The 16,168-nt window shown below is 61.8% G+C and carries 13 protein-coding genes and 1 pseudogene; 10 read left to right on the top strand and 4 right to left on the bottom strand.

Annotated features, from left to right (window positions below; translation table 11 throughout):
* Nucleotides 1–15 precede the first annotated feature (15 nt).
* Nucleotides 16–1,671, bottom strand: a pseudogene (locus QTI04_RS07315) (DNA internalization-related competence protein ComEC/Rec2); the annotation flags it as partial.
* Between the two features lie 142 nt (nt 1,672–1,813).
* Between QTI04_RS07315 and QTI04_RS07320 the strand changes: the two are divergent.
* The 5 genes from QTI04_RS07320 to QTI04_RS07340 all read left to right on the top strand — a co-directional run bounded on the left by QTI04_RS07320 (nt 1,814) and on the right by QTI04_RS07340 (nt 5,423).
* Complete coding sequence (locus tag QTI04_RS07320) at nt 1,814–2,137, top strand: hypothetical protein (RefSeq protein ID WP_286614742.1); 324 nt, start codon at nt 1,814–1,816, stop codon at nt 2,135–2,137.
* 760 nt (nt 2,138–2,897) lie between these two features.
* Nucleotides 2,898–3,284, top strand: coding sequence for a putative phosphothreonine lyase domain-containg protein (locus QTI04_RS07325; RefSeq protein WP_286614743.1), 387 nt, complete (start codon nt 2,898–2,900; stop codon nt 3,282–3,284).
* Between the two features lie 150 nt (nt 3,285–3,434).
* Nucleotides 3,435–4,037, top strand: a complete 603-nt coding sequence (locus QTI04_RS07330; RefSeq protein WP_286614744.1) for a hypothetical protein — start codon at nt 3,435–3,437, stop codon at nt 4,035–4,037.
* Nucleotides 4,038–4,559: 522 nt separating this feature from the next.
* Nucleotides 4,560–4,706 (top strand): hypothetical protein, encoded by a 147-nt coding sequence (locus QTI04_RS07335; protein WP_286614747.1) that lies wholly within the window; start codon nt 4,560–4,562, stop codon nt 4,704–4,706.
* Nucleotides 4,707–4,721: 15 nt separating this feature from the next.
* On the top strand, nt 4,722–5,423 hold the full coding sequence (locus tag QTI04_RS07340) for an SOS response-associated peptidase (RefSeq protein ID WP_286614748.1): 702 nt from the start codon (nt 4,722–4,724) through the stop codon (nt 5,421–5,423).
* A 480-nt stretch (nt 5,424–5,903) separates the two neighbouring features.
* Here QTI04_RS07340 and QTI04_RS07345 read toward each other — a convergent pair whose 3' ends face one another.
* The 3 genes from QTI04_RS07345 to QTI04_RS07355 form a co-directional block, all read right to left on the bottom strand.
* A complete protein-coding gene (locus QTI04_RS07345; RefSeq protein WP_286614751.1) occupies nt 5,904–7,805 on the bottom strand; it encodes a P-loop NTPase fold protein in 1,902 nt (633 codons plus the stop codon).
* Between the two features lie 242 nt (nt 7,806–8,047).
* Nucleotides 8,048–9,031 carry an IS5 family transposase gene (locus QTI04_RS07350; RefSeq protein ID WP_286614753.1) on the bottom strand — a complete coding sequence of 328 codons (984 nt, stop codon included), beginning with the start codon at nt 9,029–9,031 and terminating at the stop codon, nt 8,048–8,050.
* Between the two features lie 541 nt (nt 9,032–9,572).
* A complete protein-coding gene (locus tag QTI04_RS07355) occupies nt 9,573–10,457 on the bottom strand; it encodes a LysR family transcriptional regulator (RefSeq protein ID WP_286614757.1) in 885 nt (294 codons plus the stop codon).
* Nucleotides 10,458–10,556: 99 nt separating this feature from the next.
* Between QTI04_RS07355 and QTI04_RS07360 the strand changes: the two genes are divergently transcribed.
* From QTI04_RS07360 to QTI04_RS07380, 5 genes are all read left to right on the top strand, one after another.
* The gene (locus QTI04_RS07360; protein ID WP_286614760.1) at nt 10,557–11,918 is read left to right on the top strand and encodes an FAD-dependent oxidoreductase; all 1,362 of its coding nucleotides are present in this window, start codon (nt 10,557–10,559) and stop codon (nt 11,916–11,918) included.
* A 94-nt stretch (nt 11,919–12,012) separates the two neighbouring features.
* Nucleotides 12,013–12,933 (top strand): tripartite tricarboxylate transporter substrate binding protein, encoded by a 921-nt coding sequence (locus QTI04_RS07365; protein WP_286614873.1) that lies wholly within the window; start codon nt 12,013–12,015, stop codon nt 12,931–12,933.
* Between the two features lie 2 nt (nt 12,934–12,935).
* Entirely contained in the window at nt 12,936–13,715 is a 780-nt protein-coding gene (locus tag QTI04_RS07370; protein ID WP_286614762.1) for an IclR family transcriptional regulator, read from the top strand.
* Nucleotides 13,716–13,821: 106 nt separating this feature from the next.
* Nucleotides 13,822–15,180 (top strand): FAD-dependent oxidoreductase, encoded by a 1,359-nt coding sequence (locus QTI04_RS07375; RefSeq protein ID WP_286614765.1) that lies wholly within the window; start codon nt 13,822–13,824, stop codon nt 15,178–15,180.
* 18 nt (nt 15,181–15,198) lie between these two features.
* The gene (locus QTI04_RS07380) at nt 15,199–16,164 is read left to right on the top strand and encodes a tripartite tricarboxylate transporter substrate binding protein (protein WP_286614766.1); all 966 of its coding nucleotides are present in this window, start codon (nt 15,199–15,201) and stop codon (nt 16,162–16,164) included.
* Nucleotides 16,165–16,168: the final 4 nt, after the last annotated feature.

Here is a 16,168-nt window from a genome sequence, read left to right on the forward strand (position 1 = left end):
CATAGCTTAGCAAGTTCAAGGCCAAACACTGCCGGAAAGCTGCGGCATTTCATGGTGCCAGTAGCGGCGTGCCTGTTGCCGCAGGCACCCGACCGTGCCCGGGGCACTGCTGGACCAGGATGCCGCGCCGCAATGCGGGGAGTCGGCCAGCGCGATGCCGCGCTCGACATAGCGCCCGACCACCTCCGGCGCCGGATGCCCGAATCGGTTGCGGTAGCCGGCCTGGACGAGCGCGACGCGCGGCCGGACGGCATCGAGCAGCAGATCACTCGACGAGGTCTTGCTCCCGTGATGAGGCACGAGAAGCAGGTCGGCGCGCAGATCGGACGTGCGAGCGACCAGCGCCGCCTCTTGCAGACGCTCGATGTCACCGGCCAGCATGGCCGTTGCCCGGCCATTGCCTATGCGAAGAACGCACGAGACCGCATTGGGTTTGGTGAAGGTCCGATAGTCGGACGCGGCCGGTTGAAGCACTTCGAAGACCACGCCGTCCCAGGTCCAGCGCTGGCCCGCCTCGCAGCGCCGGGCGGTTCGCAGCGCCTGAAGCGGATGCTCTGCCTCGATCGAACTCAGCAGTTCGGCCTTCGGCTGCATGGTAAGCACCGCGGGCGCCCCACCGGTGTGATCGCTGTCGCGATGGCTCAGCACGAGCGTGTCGAGCCGTTCGCCGAGGGCGCGCAACAGGGGCACGAGCACGCGCTGGCCAGCATCGCTCTCCGGGCTGTAGCGGGGCCCGGCGTCGTAGAGCAGGCTGTGCGTAGCCGTACGCACCAGCACGGCATTGCCCTGCCCGATATCTGCCGCCAGAAGCTCGAACTCGCCCATGGCCGGGCGCGGCGCTTGCCAGAGCAACGCCGGCAGCACCAGAGGGAGACCCAGCAAACGCATCGACCAAGGCAGGCGCATGGCGAGCAGGATGCCGCCCGCCACGCCGGCGACTGCCATCCACAACGCAGGTGCTGGCATCGACAAGGTGGCGAATGGCAGGCGAGCGAGCCACTGCAGGAGCACTGACAGGACCTGCACGGCCCACGCGGCGATATCCCACAGCGGATGCAAGACGACGCCCAGCATGGCCAGCGGCGTCACAACCAGCGTGACCCATGGAATCGCGACCCCATTCGCCAACAAGCCCACGGCGGAGATCTGCTGGAACAGCAGCAGCGTCAGCGGCGTCAACGCCAGCGTGACGACCCATTGCTCGCGCCACACGCGCGCCAGACGGCTTGCGACGCCAGAGCGCTCGCCATGAGGTTCTCCGGCATCCGCGGCAAACAGGACCCCCACCGCCACGAAGCTCAGCCAGAAGCCCGGCTGCATCAGGGCCCAAGGGTCGAACGCCACCACGACCGCGCAGGTGCAGAGCCAGACATAGGGCCAAGGCCAACGCCGCCCCGTCATGCGCAGCAAGGCGACGGCAGCCAGCATCCACACCGTTCGCTGCGAGGGCACTCCCCAGCCGCTGAATGCGGCATAGAGCGTGGCGAGCAGCACGCCGCCGACCAGCCCCGCATGCTGCGCCGGCCAGCGCAGCATCCATCTGCCGCTGCGCCGCCACAGGACTTCGACCGCCAAGGCGGCAAGCCACGCGAACATGGTGATGTGAAGGCCCGAGATGGCCATCAAGTGGGCGACGCCGGTCGCGCGGAAGACGTCCCAATCCGCACGGTCTGGTAAAAATCAACCGTTCTCTACTCCGAGCAGCAAAGTTCCCTACTCTTTTCAATTCGCCCGAATTGTCTACTCTACATGTCGATCGCGACGCGCACGCGCGCATTCGTTAGCGACTCTTGAAACACAGTAGTAGACGCACTTGCCAAATCGTGGAGGACCGGCCGCAGGATCGGGTCGGCACTGCGACCGGGGGCTCTACCGGGAAGCGCGGATCGAAGGCCTCGCACCGGCATGGTTCGCGTCTGTCGAGTACGTTGAGTGGAGCGGCGCGACCAAAGACCTGACCTTCATTCCCGGCATCGAGGCGGCGCAGCAGGCGCTTCTCGTCGACGACTACGCGAGTTACGTTCACCCGGGGCAAGAAGGGCAATGGGTAAGCGTCGCGCAATTCGAATCCCCCTATTCGCAATCTGACCAAGGCTTGGCCAGCGCTCTGGCGGTTCTGCAGCAGCGTCTCGAATGACCTCAGCTTTCAAGCGAACTTTCGCAAGTCAATCCTCCAAGTCCCTCCGAGCACTCATCCGGCTCAGATCTTCCCACTGAACCCGTTTACAACGCTGGATCGTGAGAACGGAATCGCAAGTCGAATCGCTGACCTGCGTGAATCGGCGAAACGACGCACCCGGCGTGGTCGCTCCTGAGAAAAAAACTAAGCCCTGGAATCGCACAAGCGGTGGAGCACACGCGCCTTGGACGGCATAGCTCGGGGCGCGCATTGCCCTGGGGTCCACCCAATAGCTGCGATGTAGCGAGGCGATGCTTCAGAAATCCCCTCCCCTTTTGATAAGTCTCGTTATCGATACAGCGATGCATTTTTGCTGATCCGGCGTAGCTCAGCAGGCCCATCGCACCGACGCACGCGAGATGTGAGCGTCATCGCCTGGAACTAGCGAGCCACCGGTCGGTGCTCGGAGCCGGCGATCGGATTGTTCGAGAGGCAAACCGGGCGGCCTACTGCTTCGCTAGGACATCCGAGCTTCGCTTCCTGCAGACCCATGGAAACCAGCCTCGCAGCCGCGGTCCCGACGGCGCTCAATCCGCTCAGAAGTGGACATTCGAGCTGGGCTTCGAAGGCCGACGAGAAGAAGAGTCGTCAACCTCGCAGGCATCCAATGCACGCGGGAGCGAAGTTTCCGACGTGAGCCTGGCGCCCGCTACGCGGCTAGAAGCTGCCTTGATGCCTCCTCTTGCCTACAAGGCACGGTACACACAGAATTTCGTGAATGTTGGAGAGCATCCTCAATCCGAGCATCGCGCTGCAAGAGCCGTGGCTGAGCATCACGGCGCCTGGCGAGGTGTTCTCGAGTACCGATCAATCGGGAAAATGGCTTGTCTACAGGCCGCCGGAGACGATTGACAAAGCTTGGATCCAGGTACTCGCGCTGGTATCGACCAACGGATTGTCTTGCGCGAAGGTCAGCACGCGTCAAGGCATCCTCGTTGGCTACGCAGAACACGTTATTTGCGTCTACACGCGTAGCTGGCGAGCTCGCAAGGAAGTTATGCGCGTGCGAGAGGTACTGCGAAATGCAGGGTTCACAGAACGCCTCCGCTATAAGCGGGATGTCGACACAATGCATGGTCGGGATCGTTTTACATACGAGGCGTAGGCTTCGTCTGGACGCCTGAGTGCGGCTGGACCACGCGCCGCGGGCGCTGACCTCCCCGGGGTCCAGCAAAAATGGCCGAGCTTTTGTGTGAGTTGTGCGAGTTGACTATGCTAACTTGCACAATTCGCACCGCTGCGCGGCGGAGCCGCCATGAAGAACCTAAGCTTTCACGTTGATCTGGACCCTCACCAAATATCCCATGAGCTGACGGAGAAGGACATTCGCGAGGTTCAGGAGATGCTGCCTGACTTGCTCACCGCAGTACTGGCCGTTCGACACGAGCGCCGCCTAGCTGCACTCGAGACGCTCGTAGAGCTGTTCGCGGGACGAGCAGAGATCACGCCAGCCCACTCTGCACAAGCGCGGATGGAGGGGCGCGCCCGTAGCGCCATCCAGGAAGGCACGGAGTGGTACACGGCGCAGCAAGTGGCTGAGTTTGCAAAGCTGGGCCCCGGCAATCCAATAGGAAGCGTCAGCCGCTGGAAGGCTCAGGGCCGTGTCTTCGCGCTTCGACAAGGCAACCGAGACCTGTACCCACGCTACGCACTGGGCGGCGACTTTCATCCGCTGCCTGCGATGAAGGACGTCCTGCAGGTGCTGGGTAAACACAGCGCCGAGTGGCTGGCGACCTGGTTCGAGAGCACGAACGGCTTTCTTGGTGGAAAGCGTCCGCGCCAGCTTCTCCTGTCGGACCCTGCACGTGTGCTGGAAGCCGCAAAGGATGAAGTGGAGTCGCGGGAGTTCGCCAGTTGAGTTGCTCAATGGCGCGATCAGCCGCGGCACCGCCACCCTAGCGAACTGAGTCGCCCCCGTTGCGCGTTCGCGTGTGTGCGCACTAACCGATTGGCACGCCAGAATTGAAACATGAACGGTGTATTGCTGTCTCTCGTGGCGTCCGCGGCCGTGATTGCTGCGGTCTTGTGTACTGCGGCCTTGCTCGTCCTGGGCGCTCTGGGCGCGGCCGCCCTTCTTCCGCGCGGGGCGCCCCACGCCGATGGGTTGCGTCAGTTTGCTAGCGAGGTGCCACGGTTCGTATGGCGCGCGGTCCGATTGCTAGATGGCCTGGTCCTTGTGGTAGCCATAGCGCTCGCGGTGGTTCTCACGCTCTTGCTTTCCTAAGCACGAGGCGGTGCAGTTCCAGGCCACGAGCGGGTCTTCAGAGGCAGGGCGCGCCGTGTCGGGGAACAGTCGCTGAGCTGTTGATTTCCATGGAATCCTGACCCGGCGGAGGCGCGCCTGCAACTTGGCCTGTACGAAGCGAACGGCCCCGGCCACATGACGCCACCGCTGGGAATCCTCTGGCGCCCCGAACTCGCGGCCTGCGCAAACGACACCATCAGCTTCGCCCCCTTCGAGAAGGTGGAGAAGCGCTGGTGCTATCAGGTCTGGTACTGCGAGACACGGTCGTCCGCCGAGGGCTAGGGCATCATTCCAATCATGTGCTCCAACTACGAAGCTGTCTCTCGTGCCGATCGACTGCTGAGCTTCTTCGGCGTGGTCCGAGGTCGCGATGATCCGATCGCCACCGTCTTCCCAACCGGCCTAGCACCGTTCATTCGGCTCGCCGAGGACGGATCCGGCAACCGCATAGTCCACGACGGCGCCTTTGGCCTCCTTCCGTATTTCGCTAAGGAGCTTGCCTATGGTCGGCGCACCTACAACGCTAGGACCGAGACCGTAGCCACGCTTCCGAGCTTCAAAGACGCCTGGCGTCGCAGCCAGCGCTGCATCATCCCGGCCGAGAGCATCTTCGAGCCCAGCTACGAAACGGGCAAGGCCGTGCGCTGGAGGATCTATCAACCAGGGGACGTACCAATGGGCATCGCTGGGATCTACACGAAGTGGCGAGTCCCGGAGACCGGGCATGAGCTCTACAGCTTCGCGATGTTGACGGTCAACGCGGCCGGCCACCCGGTCATGCAGCGTTTTCACAAGGCAGAGGACGAGAAGAGGATGGTGGTAGTTCTCGACCCGGCCGACTACGACGCTTGGCTAACTTGCCCCCTCGCCCAAGCACCGAAGTTCTTCAGCCAGTGGATGGGACCACTCGAGACCTATGAGGCTCCGCTTCCGCCGCGCGCTCCACGCACGTACAGCGGGAAGGTGATACAGCCGCCGTCCGAGCCAGGACTGTTCTAGAGACCGTTTTGCGGCGGTTTGCGCGTAGTTCTTGCGGGCGGAAATCGCTGCGAGGTACTTCCTGCGATCCACCGTTCAAGACTGATAGAAGAAATTCAAGGAACTGCGCATGGCCGTCTTCTTATGCTGGTACAGCAGACATCGCCGAGCAAAATGGACGCTGCCAAGAGAAGTAGTCGAAGGTAGCCATGAGACCTCCGGCTGTTCGGTCCGCCTGGACGCGAAGCCTAGCTGAGGAGCGATGTCGAAGCAATCTCGGTTCCACGGCCAATTGCGGAGGTCGACGGGTCAGCCGCACGATGCTGTGCCGGCCCCAAGCGGCAAGAAGTGCAGGGAAATTGCTCTCGGACCCGCACCCACCTCCGCGGTCCCCCCGGCTCAAAGATCGCACCTCCAGCATTGCGACGCCCACCCCGCCGGCGTCGCCGCTAGCGATACGTTGAAGCCAGGGCTCTCGACACGCGGGCCCTTTGCCCTGACCTATAACTCCGAATCCTCTGAAACCAATTTCTTCTTGACAGTCGTCAGCGAAAAGCCTTGTGCAGCCCTTGTAACTTCCTGACGAAGCAACCGAAGATAGAAGCCGCTCAACGTGCCTTTTTGATGCCTCCATGGCGCGAGTTGCTTGGCAACGGCGTTGAGCCATCGCCTCTCGCTGGCCAATTCACTCCTGTTGCCTTCGTATCTGCGCTTGAACGCAAGCCCAATTTGGGCGAGCTCACTTCCACTCAACACTTCGATTGCTTGAACAAAAGACTTGGGTTCAATCTTTACGAGTATCGGCTCACTTGCAAGCGGACCGCCCCCGCTATTGCTCCATGCGATCGAGCCCGCAAATGCCGAGGGGTCTTTTCTCATTAACGCCTGGAGCAGTTGATCCGCCTTGTCCGCATACGACTCCACTTTGGCGCGGGCCTGCTTCTTGTCTACAGCTGCTTGAAACTGTTTGAACTCGGGCCTGTCGGCGCCATGAAAGATCCGTCCTGCCCAGCTTCCCCTCCTCAACCCATCGTCTTCATCAGACAAGAGCTGTTCTGATGGCAACTGGTCAACGTTTGCCAATGCAAGCTTCGCAATGTGGCGGGCCGGGGTTGCATACACACCAATCGACGAGAGTCCGATCATGGCGCCCGCTATGTGCATCAGCTCACCCAGCACGGTGTACTCGCAGCTTCGAAGTCGATTCTCGGCCTTAGCCAGCAACTTGCTTAGGGCAACATCCTCCATACTGAATGCGTCCCAAAGCTGGAGCCAATCGGGACGTTCATCCTGTTTTGCGACGAACTTGCTCTGCCGCACGGCCGCTCGAATGGCTTCTCCATCCAGAAGACCTGTGTCCATGATCCTTGCCCATAGCTCGCTCGGCAAAACGGAATCAAGTGCCTTCAATGGAGGGTATTTCTGGCTCAACTCCCGTGCTACGTCCCTACTGTCTTCTTTCATCAAGGCTAGCCAAGAGTCCACGGTCCGGATCTCGTCGGCTCGCAAAGACCCGGATCTAATCTCGAAGGTGTAGACCAGGAAGGTAGCGAGGATGCCGCGTAGCATCTCTTCGATTCGAGTGGTGGCATCGATTTCGCCAACCAAGCGGTCAAAATCAAGTACTGCTTGCCGCAAGTGGCGCAAGTTGCGATAGCCAGAACAGGCATGCAGGTCTGCAACCAGACTTCTCTCGCGCTCCAAGGCCTTCTTTGCATCCCCGTCGCTAACTTCCTCGAGGAACTTACTAAGCGCTCTCGGCAGATCGGGATGCACTTCAAAGGTCTTCCCTATGAGCTTCTCGCGCACACGCAGGTACTGGATTTCATCCTTGGTCTGGCTCTCTGCCGGGGCGGATCTCCTCTCTTTGGCGATGATTTCGTCCTCGTTGGCCAGGAGGACTACTCTTGTCTGGTCGTGCTCGACGAAGTAGTTGATATATCCAAAGAGTTGAGAGTGAGGGATCTCGCAGCGCTCGACGTCATCGAAGATCAGATTGAGGCCGCCCTTGGAGTTCTTCAGCAAGTCGGCTACGTTCACATCTGGCACTCCGACGGATACGCTTCCATCTGATTTCCCATCGTTGTCCAAGTCGATCTTGAGCGTTGCCTTGAGTGCACCCTTCAGGATCTTTCCAGCCACCTTGGTCCCCTTGTGTGCCAGGATAGGGTGCAGTTGTTCGAAGAACTGATCCTCAATTTCCGACTTCGAGCTTACCCCGTACAAGCTGACATAGAGGGTCCTCTGATCCGTGGGTAGATGCTTCAGCTGCTCCTCGATGAACCAAGTCTTTCCGGAGCCCCATGGTCCCTTCAACATGACTGCGTACTTTGGCGCTTTGATCTTGAAGTAGTAGTTAAGAAACCCGGTTATCTGGGCGTTCGGGTCGATGTTTGCCGGCATTCATCTGCCTCCTCTCAGCGCCAATGCTAATGCAGGGCACGGAAAGACGTCCGTAGGTCGCACGGCAGCACGAACGGGTCTTTAGGGATGGTCTGCAGAACGTGATCTGCGGACGTGATTGAATGAACCCGACGATGACGATGCATCCGCTTTGCTCATTCGAGCAGGCCCGGCATCGTTTTGGTGGGCAGGGCCGCCGTATTGGCGGCCTTGCAAGCCCGAATCGGGCGTCGCATACGCACTCATGCCCCGGCCTCCATCAACCGCCGCCGCGCCATCCACAGGTTCGACAGTGCAAACAGCGTGACGATCTGCGCCGTGTTCTTCGCCAGGCCTCGATAGCGAACCGTGTTGAAGCCGAACTGCCGTTTGATCACACGGAACGGGTGTTCGACCTTGGCTCGGATGCTGGCCTTCATCTTCTCCACGCGCTCGGCCACGAACTCGGGCTCGATGAACGGGTTGAGCACCCTACGTTTGCCAGGACGCATTGCCACATGCCAGGTCGGTCCTGCGGCCTCCGCACGCTTGTGCACGCCCTGATAGCCCGAGTCGCCGAAGGCTGCGTGTTCCTCACCGTGCAGCAGCGACCCAGCGACGTTGATGTCGCTGATGTTCGCCGCCGTACCCACCACTGTGTGCACCAGCCCCGATGTGGCATCCACGCCGATGTGGGCCTTCATTCCGAAGTACCACTGGTTGCCCTTCTTGACCTGATGCATCTCCGGATCGCGTTCACCTTCGGCGTTCTTGGTCGAACTCGGCGCCGAGATCAAAGTGGCGTCCACCACGGTGCCGGTGCGCAGCATCAAGCCTTTGGCCTGCAGGACGTCATTGACCACGCGCAGCATGTCGACAGCCAGGTCGTGCGCTTCAAGCAGATGGCGAAACCGAAGGATCGTGGTCTCGTCGGGCAGGCGGCTCACGCCGTCGCCCAGGCCGGCGAACTCTCGGTACAAGGGCACATCGTGCAGCGCCTCTTCCATGGCCGGATCGCTCAGCCCGAACCATTGCTGCAGGTAATGGATGCGAAGCATCGTCTCGATTGCAAAGGGCGGGCGTCCGGTCTTAGCCCGCGGGCTGTGCGGCTCGACGATCTGGACCAATGCGCTCCAGGGCACCACCCGATCCATCTCGTCGAGGAACTCGCGCTTGCGCGTCTTCTTCGTCGACAGATTCAAACCCAGTCCGAGTTGAGCCGGGGGAGTCACGCGTTTGGAAATCATGGCTTCAGATCATGCAAGTGCCGGGCCTGTTTTGCAGACCATCCCTAGAGGTGCGGCGGAGAGCGGAGCCGAAGCCTCACTTTCTTCTCAACAGAGCCGCGGCCGCGGCTTCTCAGGCGGGCGGTGCAATGAAGGGTGACCTGCTTTCGGCACGCCCCACGATCCTCTCAGGCATCGTAGGGCGGCTCGGGTCACGGAGGCGTCGTGGGCTATGGACGTCCCCATCCCCAAGGTTGCTTGATCCGCGCAGGGTAGGAAGGCAACCCCCTGGCAACGACGGCGGGGTAGGGCGCTTCGAATGGCCGCAGAGCGGCAATTTACAGTCATCTGCGCCCGTCGGTCCGGAGGACCGCTATCGCTGCGCTGCCGACGTAGACGGTCCAACTGACGAGGTCAGGTCAGCCCTGTGCGGACCTTCGGTAGCAACAGAAGCTGACCTTCGTCAAGGTTGCTCAAGGCCTTTACCGACAGTTCCTCCACGGGATTCGATTCGCCCGATAGCCGAACTTGGCCGTGGAATTGCTACCTTCCCGCACAAGCTCTACTCCAGGAAGAGATCGGAGATCACAGAGCGCAGCCATCGGTTTGCCGGATCCTGCTGGTACCGGTCGTGCCAATGTTGCTTGATCGCGAAGACGGGTAGTTGGAAAGGTGGAGGTAGCAGTTTCACGTCGGCAATCCGGGCCAGGGTCTCGGCCACTCGTCGTGGCACCGTTACCACCAAGTCAGTGCTGGCCACAAGTCCGCCAATACCTAGAAAGTTGGGCAGCCGGAGTGCGACGTTCCGTTTGACCCCGAGACGTTGAAGTTCCTCCTCCACCAAGGTGTGCCCGGTGCCGATCGCGGTCACCAGGGCATGGTTCTCGCGCTTGAACATCGCTTGCGACAGACGCGAATGCACCCGTGGATGGTTACGTCGAACGACGCAGGCGAAGTCCTGCTCGAACAGCTTTTGCTGGTAGAAGCCAGCCTCCAGCTGCGGCATGAAGCCGACCGCCAGGTCCGCCTCCCCCGACTCAAGCATCTTCGGCGTCTGCCCGGAGATGAGCGTGATCTCGACGCTGATCCCGGGAGCGATGTCACCCAGTCGATTGACGAGCGCCGGCAGCAGCACGAGGTGAGTGATGTCCGTCATGCAGATGCGAAATGTCCGCTGCGCCTTCGCGGGGTCGAACATCGCCTGCTGGCGCGTGATGCCACGTAGGAGCTCCAACGCCTGACGGACGGGCGCCACCAGCGATGTGGCGTGAGGGGTCGGCTGCATGCCCTCCGACGTACGAACGAAGAGCGGGTCTCCAAAGTGTCGGCGCAGCCTGGCCAGCGAAATGCTGATCGAAGACTGCGCCACGCCTAGGTTCTCGCCCGCGCGCGAGACGCTGCGCGTCTTGTAGACCTCATCGAAAACGGCGAGCAGCTTCAGGTCCATTATTTAGATTCCCGTTTATGAGTATTGGCCGCATGGCATTGCCGAAATAGTGGGCTAAAACCAGAATTCGGGCAACCCACAACCAACCGAGACATCGCCATGCAAAACCTCACGCGAGCCACCCTGAACGAACCCAGCCGTGACACCCCCGTCTGGGGCGAATACGACGTTGTCGTGTTGGGAGGAGGCCCCGCAGGAATCGCTGCGGCCACTTCGTCGGCTCGCGCCGGCCAATCCACCTTGCTTGTCGAGAGCTACGGCTTCCTGGGTGGCATGGGCACTGCCGCAGGCGTGACCAACTTCTGTGGCTTGCACGCAAACGTGCACGGCACCATCAAGCAGGTGGTGCATGGCGTTGCGGACGACCTTCTGGCGCGCATCAGCGCCTTGGGTGGCCTGAACGAGCCCCATGTGATCTTCGGCAACAAGATCGCCGCGCAGGCCTACGACAACGCCGCGTTCAAGGTGGCTGCCGATGACCTGGTGCTGGACAGCGGTGCTCAACTACTGTTTCACGCGAACCTGGTCGGTGTCTTGATGGATGGTCCCAACCGAATCCGCGCCGCGCTGATCGAGACCAAGTCGGGTCGGTACGCGGTTCTCGCCAAAACGTTCATCGATTGCTCGGGCGACGGTGACCTGGCGGCGTTCGCTGGGGCGCCCTTCGAGAAGGGCACGAGCGGGCACGACATGATGTACCCCTCGACCATGTTCCGGGTCAACGGCGTGGACGCCGCGGCGGCGGGCGATGCGTACAACAAGTTCGGCGGTCTGATGGACGAGGCCGAGAAGCTCGGCCGCAAGTTTCCGCGCAAGACCCCCATCATCCGCCCCCAGAAGAACCCTGCGGAATGGCGTGCGAACGTGACCCAGCTTGCGAACGCGGATGGTTCCCCGGTGGACGGCACCAACGCCGCACAGCTGAGCGACGCAGAAGTGCAAGGTCGCCGCCAGATCGTCGACTTCTTCCAGTTCCTGCGCGAGTCGGCACCGGGCTTCGAGAACGCCTACATCCTGGAGATCGCCCCGCAGGTTGGCGTGCGGGAAACCCGTCGCGTGGTCGGCGAGTACCAGTTGACTGAAGAGGACGTGCTCGAGTGCGCCAGCTTCGACGACAGCATCGGCGTGAACGGCTGGATGATCGAAGAGCATGTCGCCGGCAACATTGCCTTCAAGTGGCAGGACATTCCCAACAGTCGCGGCTTCAACCATCTGCCGTACCGCATGTTGTTGCCTCGCGAGATCGACAACCTTCTGGTCGCCGGTCGCTGCGCATCCATGACGCACATGGGTCAATCGGCTGCGCGTGTCTCGGGCGGCTGTTTTGTTATGGGTCAGGCCGCTGGCGCTGCAGCCGCGCTGGCGATCAAGGCAAACGTTCGTCCGCGTGACCTCCCCGTCAAGGAGCTGCAGCAGCACCTCGAATCTGCCGGCGCCTACCTCGGCCGCGACACGGCTTGACCACGAATTCCGATCAATCCAAATGGAGACAACCATGAAGAGACGCAACCTGAACATTCTGGCAGTGGCCGCCGCCTTGACAGCCGCCGCGCCGATGGCATTCGCACAGTCCACTCCCGGCTCGACGTGGCCGACCAAGACGGTCCGGATCCTTGTAGGCTTTCCCGGAGGGTCGACGCCCGACATCGTGGCGCGCACATTGGCCGAACCCCTTTCCAAGGTACTCGGCCAGGCTGTGATCGTGGAAAACAAGGCGGGAGCCTCGGGCAACATCGCAGCAGATCAGGTAGCCAAGGCGACGGACGATCACACGCTCGGCATCGTCATCAATGGAAACCTGACATCGGCCAAGATGCTCTACCCGAAGCTGCCGTACGACCCCGCCAAGGACTTCAGCTACATCTCGCTGCTGGCGACCGCGCCGCTCGTCCTGGTGGCACCCGCAAAGTCACCTGAGGGTGCCGCGTTCTTCACTGCTGCCGCCCAGAACGGCGACAAGTGGAACTACGGCTCGGTCGGCAACGGCTCCGTAGGTCATCTGGGCATGGAAGTGCTCAAGGCGAAGACCAAGGGACTGGCGCCGGTGCATGTCCCGTTCAAGGGCAATCCCGAAGTCATCACGGGCCTGTTGGGCGGCGAGATTCAGATGGCACTGGTTCCCCCAGGAATTGCCATGCCGCAGGTCAAGGCCGGCAAGCTCAAGGCAATCGGGCTGACCAGCGGACGCAGCGCCGTGGTACCCGACGTTCCTCCGTTGGCCGATGCAGGGGTGCAGAATTTCAACCTGGAAGTGTGGGCTGCACTCGTTGGTCCGGCCAAACTGTCCAAAGCTGCACAAGATCGCTTGAATGCCGAAGTGCCCAAGATCATCCGCAGCGAGGATGCGCGTCAGAAGCTGCTCAATCAAGGCTGGCAAGCCGTCGGGACATCGCCAGACGGTTTGAAAACCCGCATCAAGGATGAAGCTGCGATCATGAGCGACATCATCACCGCGCGCGGCATCAAGCTGGAGTAGCCGTGGCCCCCGTCAAATCCGCGGATCGTGTACTCGACATTCTCGAACTGTTGGCGAGTACCGGCCGCGCGATGACGCATGCGGAGATCGGAAGACGAACGGCAATACCCAAGAGCAGCCTGACCCAGTTGCTCCGGAATCTCGCGGAACGCGGCTACGTGGAGCCGTTGGAGGGTTCTGCCGCATTCCGGCTTGGAGACGGTGCCTTCGCCGTCGCACGTCGCGGTGCGCGAACGCGAGAGCTGGTCGACTATGCCCGACCCTTCCTGGAACAGCTGACGGCGGCTACTGGGGAATCGTCGGGCTTGAGCCTGCTCAATGACGACATGGCTGAGCGCATCTGCAGTGTGGATTCGTCGCATGCAGTGCTTTACGCCATGCATGTGGGGGTGCGCGCGCCGCTGTATGCCAACTCAGGCGGCAAGATCTTTCTGGCATGGATGGCAGCGGCCGAGCGCGAGGCCTATTTTCGGAGGGTCAAGCTGGTGCCCCTCACGAACAAGACGATTCTCTCGATCGCTGCGCTGCACCGCCAGCTCCACCGAATCAAGTCGGAGGGTATCGCCAGCTCCATAGGGGAATTCACGCCTGGAATTGTGGGCGTTGCTGCACCCATCCTCGACATTCACGGCAAGGCCGTCGCGGCAGTGGGCGTGGCACTTCCCTCGGCGCGCTTCGACGACACACGCCAGAGACTCATCGAGCAGGCCTTGCGCAACTGCGCGCAAGCGATCGGCGCACAAGCTTCGCGCCGCACATTGTCCGAGAAGGCCGGCTCCTAATTCGCGTTCACATCCGTGAACGTTTCGTTGTGGGTCAACTCGGGTTTTCGCACACTGCCTCCTAACGGCGCGAGGAAGGTCCAAACGCCCATCAACGGAGACAGCGATGGCAGACGACACACATATTGAAGAGCACCTGAGCACTCCGATTGCGGGGCACTACGACGTGATCGTGGTGGGCGGAGGCGCTTCGGGCACAGTGGCTGCGATGGCCGCTGCGCGTCTCGGAGCAAGAACCCTTGTGATCGAGCGCGGCGGTTGCTTCGGCGGGGCGGCCACCGCCAATCTGGTTGCGCAGTGGGTTGCCTTCTTTCACGACGAAACGCGCGTGGTCGGCGGGATTCCCTTTGAGCTTGCCGAACGCGTGCAGGCCGCAGGGGGTTCGGATGGCTTCCATCGCTACGTGATGGGCGAAGCGGCTGGCACCCCTTTCGGGCTGCGGGTCCTGCCCTTCAATCCCGAAACGTTGAAAGTCGTTCTCGACGATGCAGTCAAGCAAAGCGGCGCCGAGGTGCTCTTTCACGTTGGCTTCTCGCGTGCTCTCACGAACGACGGGCGAATCACAGGCGTGATCGTCGAAACGGTTGGCGGACGCAAGGCCTACACGGCCGGCACCGTCATCGACGCATCGGGCGACGCTGCCGTCTGCGCCAGCGCCGGTGTCGAATGTCATGGCGAAGCTGTCGACGCGCGCGCTGAGCGGCAGCCGTGCACGCTTTCGTTCCGACTCTCGAACGTCGACGTTGCGCGCTTCAAGGCGGTCCCGTCGGCTGAGCGTCGCCGCCTTGTCCTTGGCGGCCTGGAGCGCGGCGAACTGTTCTGGCAATCGCTTTCATTCGTCAGCACGCCGGCCGGCACCGACGCCATCTGCCTGATGAGCCGGATCACGGGCATCGATGCACTCTCCGAACGCGATGCCTCGCGCGCCGAGCAGGAGGGACGCCGGCAGATTGCGAGCATCGTGCCCTTCCTCGTGCGTGAGATTCCGGGCTTCGAGAACGCAGTCCTGGCGGACATCGCCGAGCGTGTGGGCGTCCGGGAAACGCGTCGAATTCAAGGGCGCTACACGCTCACCGAAGAAGACATCATGACCGAGCGCAGCTTCGAGGATTCCGTGGCGCTGGGCGCGGGTCCCATGGATCGACACGAGCCCGACGGGACCGGCATCACGCTCTATGCGCCGCCGTCGCCTTTCGAGATCCCGCTCGGTGCGCTTGTTCCTGCCGGCATCGAAGGACTGCTGGTTTGCGGCCGTACTTTGAGCTCGACGCGGGAAGCCATGGCCGGGGCACGTCACATGGCCACATCTATGGCCATGGGCGAAGCCGTCGGCACGCTGGCGGCCATGGCAACGACCACGAATCGCCTTCCTTCCGCAGTGAAAGTTGCGGAAGTGCAAAGCCGCCTCTCGCAGGGCAAGGCCCTTTTCCGCAGATCGCAGGTCGAGACCGCGATTGCTGCATAGGTCGTCGAGAACATGACCATGAAACCATTCATCCGCACAACCGTCGCAGCGCTCGCGTTTCTTGCGGCAGGCATCGCCTCATCTCAGGACTGGCCGTCGAGGACGACGACCGTTGTCAACCCCTTCAGCGCAGGGACGACTACTGATACGGTTGCGCGCGTCGTCGCGGATCGCCTTCAAAAGAAATCGGGCAAAGCCTTCGTCGTCGAATCGAAACCCGGCGCCGGCGGAATGATCGGTACAGCCTTTATTGCAAAGGCGCCCGCGGACGGCAGCGTGATCGGCGTGAGCATCGCCGGCCCGCTGGTCAACAACACGCTGCTGTACAAGAGCATGAGCTATGACCCGTTTAAGGACCTGGTCCCGCTCACATTGGGTGTACGCCAGCCCTGCTTGCTGGTGGCGACGAAGTCGCTCGGTGTGTCGACCGTCGCAGAACTCGTGGCGCTTCTCAAGAAGAACCCTGGCAAATACAACTACGCATACGTGGGCAACGGCTCGCTCGGGCACCTCGTGATGGCCATGCTGGCCATGAAGAGCGGCACGGAAATTGTGCCTGTGATGTACGCCGGCGCCGGACAGGCGATCACCTCGATCATGGCGGGCGACGTGCACATGGCTTGCCTGCCTGCGCAAGGCGTGATCGGGCAAGTCAAGGCGGGCACCGTGGTGCCGCTGGCTGTCTCCACCGCTGAACGTGCGGCGCTGCTCCCCCAAGTCCCCGCATTGCGCGAGTCCTACCCGGACATCGTCGGCAGCGCCTGGATTGGGTTCGTTGCACCGGCAAAGACATCACCCGCCCTCGCAGACCGCATGAGCAAGGAAATCGGCGCTGTCCTGCGAGACCCTGAAGTTGTCTCGATCCTCGAGCAGCAAATGATGGAACCAGCCGCGAATTCGCGTGAGGAGTTCAGCAAGTTCATGAGGGATGAGTTGGCCCGCTGGAAGCCCGTGATCGAGCGCAACAACATCTCGGCCGAGTGAGTGG

It is taken from the genome of Variovorax sp. J22R115 (assembly GCF_030317005.1).
In the GTDB taxonomy this organism is placed as follows: Bacteria; Pseudomonadota; Gammaproteobacteria; order Burkholderiales; family Burkholderiaceae_C; genus Variovorax.

Bases quoted from the DNA above. Each gene is read 5' to 3' on its own strand.
- QTI04_RS07325 (WP_286614743.1), top strand. From the start codon at position 2,898: ATGTTGGAGAGCATCCTCAATCCGAGCATCGCGCTGCAAGAGCCGTGG.
- QTI04_RS07330 (WP_286614744.1), top strand. From the start codon at position 3,435: ATGAAGAACCTAAGCTTTCACGTTGATCTGGACCCTCACCAAATATCC.
- QTI04_RS07335 (WP_286614747.1), top strand. From the start codon at position 4,560: ATGACGCCACCGCTGGGAATCCTCTGGCGCCCCGAACTCGCGGCCTGC.
- QTI04_RS07340 (WP_286614748.1), top strand. From the start codon at position 4,722: ATGTGCTCCAACTACGAAGCTGTCTCTCGTGCCGATCGACTGCTGAGC.
- QTI04_RS07345 (WP_286614751.1), bottom strand. From the start codon at position 7,805: ATGCCGGCAAACATCGACCCGAACGCCCAGATAACCGGGTTTCTTAAC.
- QTI04_RS07350 (WP_286614753.1), bottom strand. From the start codon at position 9,031: ATGATTTCCAAACGCGTGACTCCCCCGGCTCAACTCGGACTGGGTTTG.
- QTI04_RS07355 (WP_286614757.1), bottom strand. From the start codon at position 10,457: ATGGACCTGAAGCTGCTCGCCGTTTTCGATGAGGTCTACAAGACGCGC.
- QTI04_RS07360 (WP_286614760.1), top strand. From the start codon at position 10,557: ATGCAAAACCTCACGCGAGCCACCCTGAACGAACCCAGCCGTGACACC.
- QTI04_RS07365 (WP_286614873.1), top strand. From the start codon at position 12,013: ATGGCATTCGCACAGTCCACTCCCGGCTCGACGTGGCCGACCAAGACG.
- QTI04_RS07375 (WP_286614765.1), top strand. From the start codon at position 13,822: ATGGCAGACGACACACATATTGAAGAGCACCTGAGCACTCCGATTGCG.
- QTI04_RS07380 (WP_286614766.1), top strand. From the start codon at position 15,199: ATGAAACCATTCATCCGCACAACCGTCGCAGCGCTCGCGTTTCTTGCG.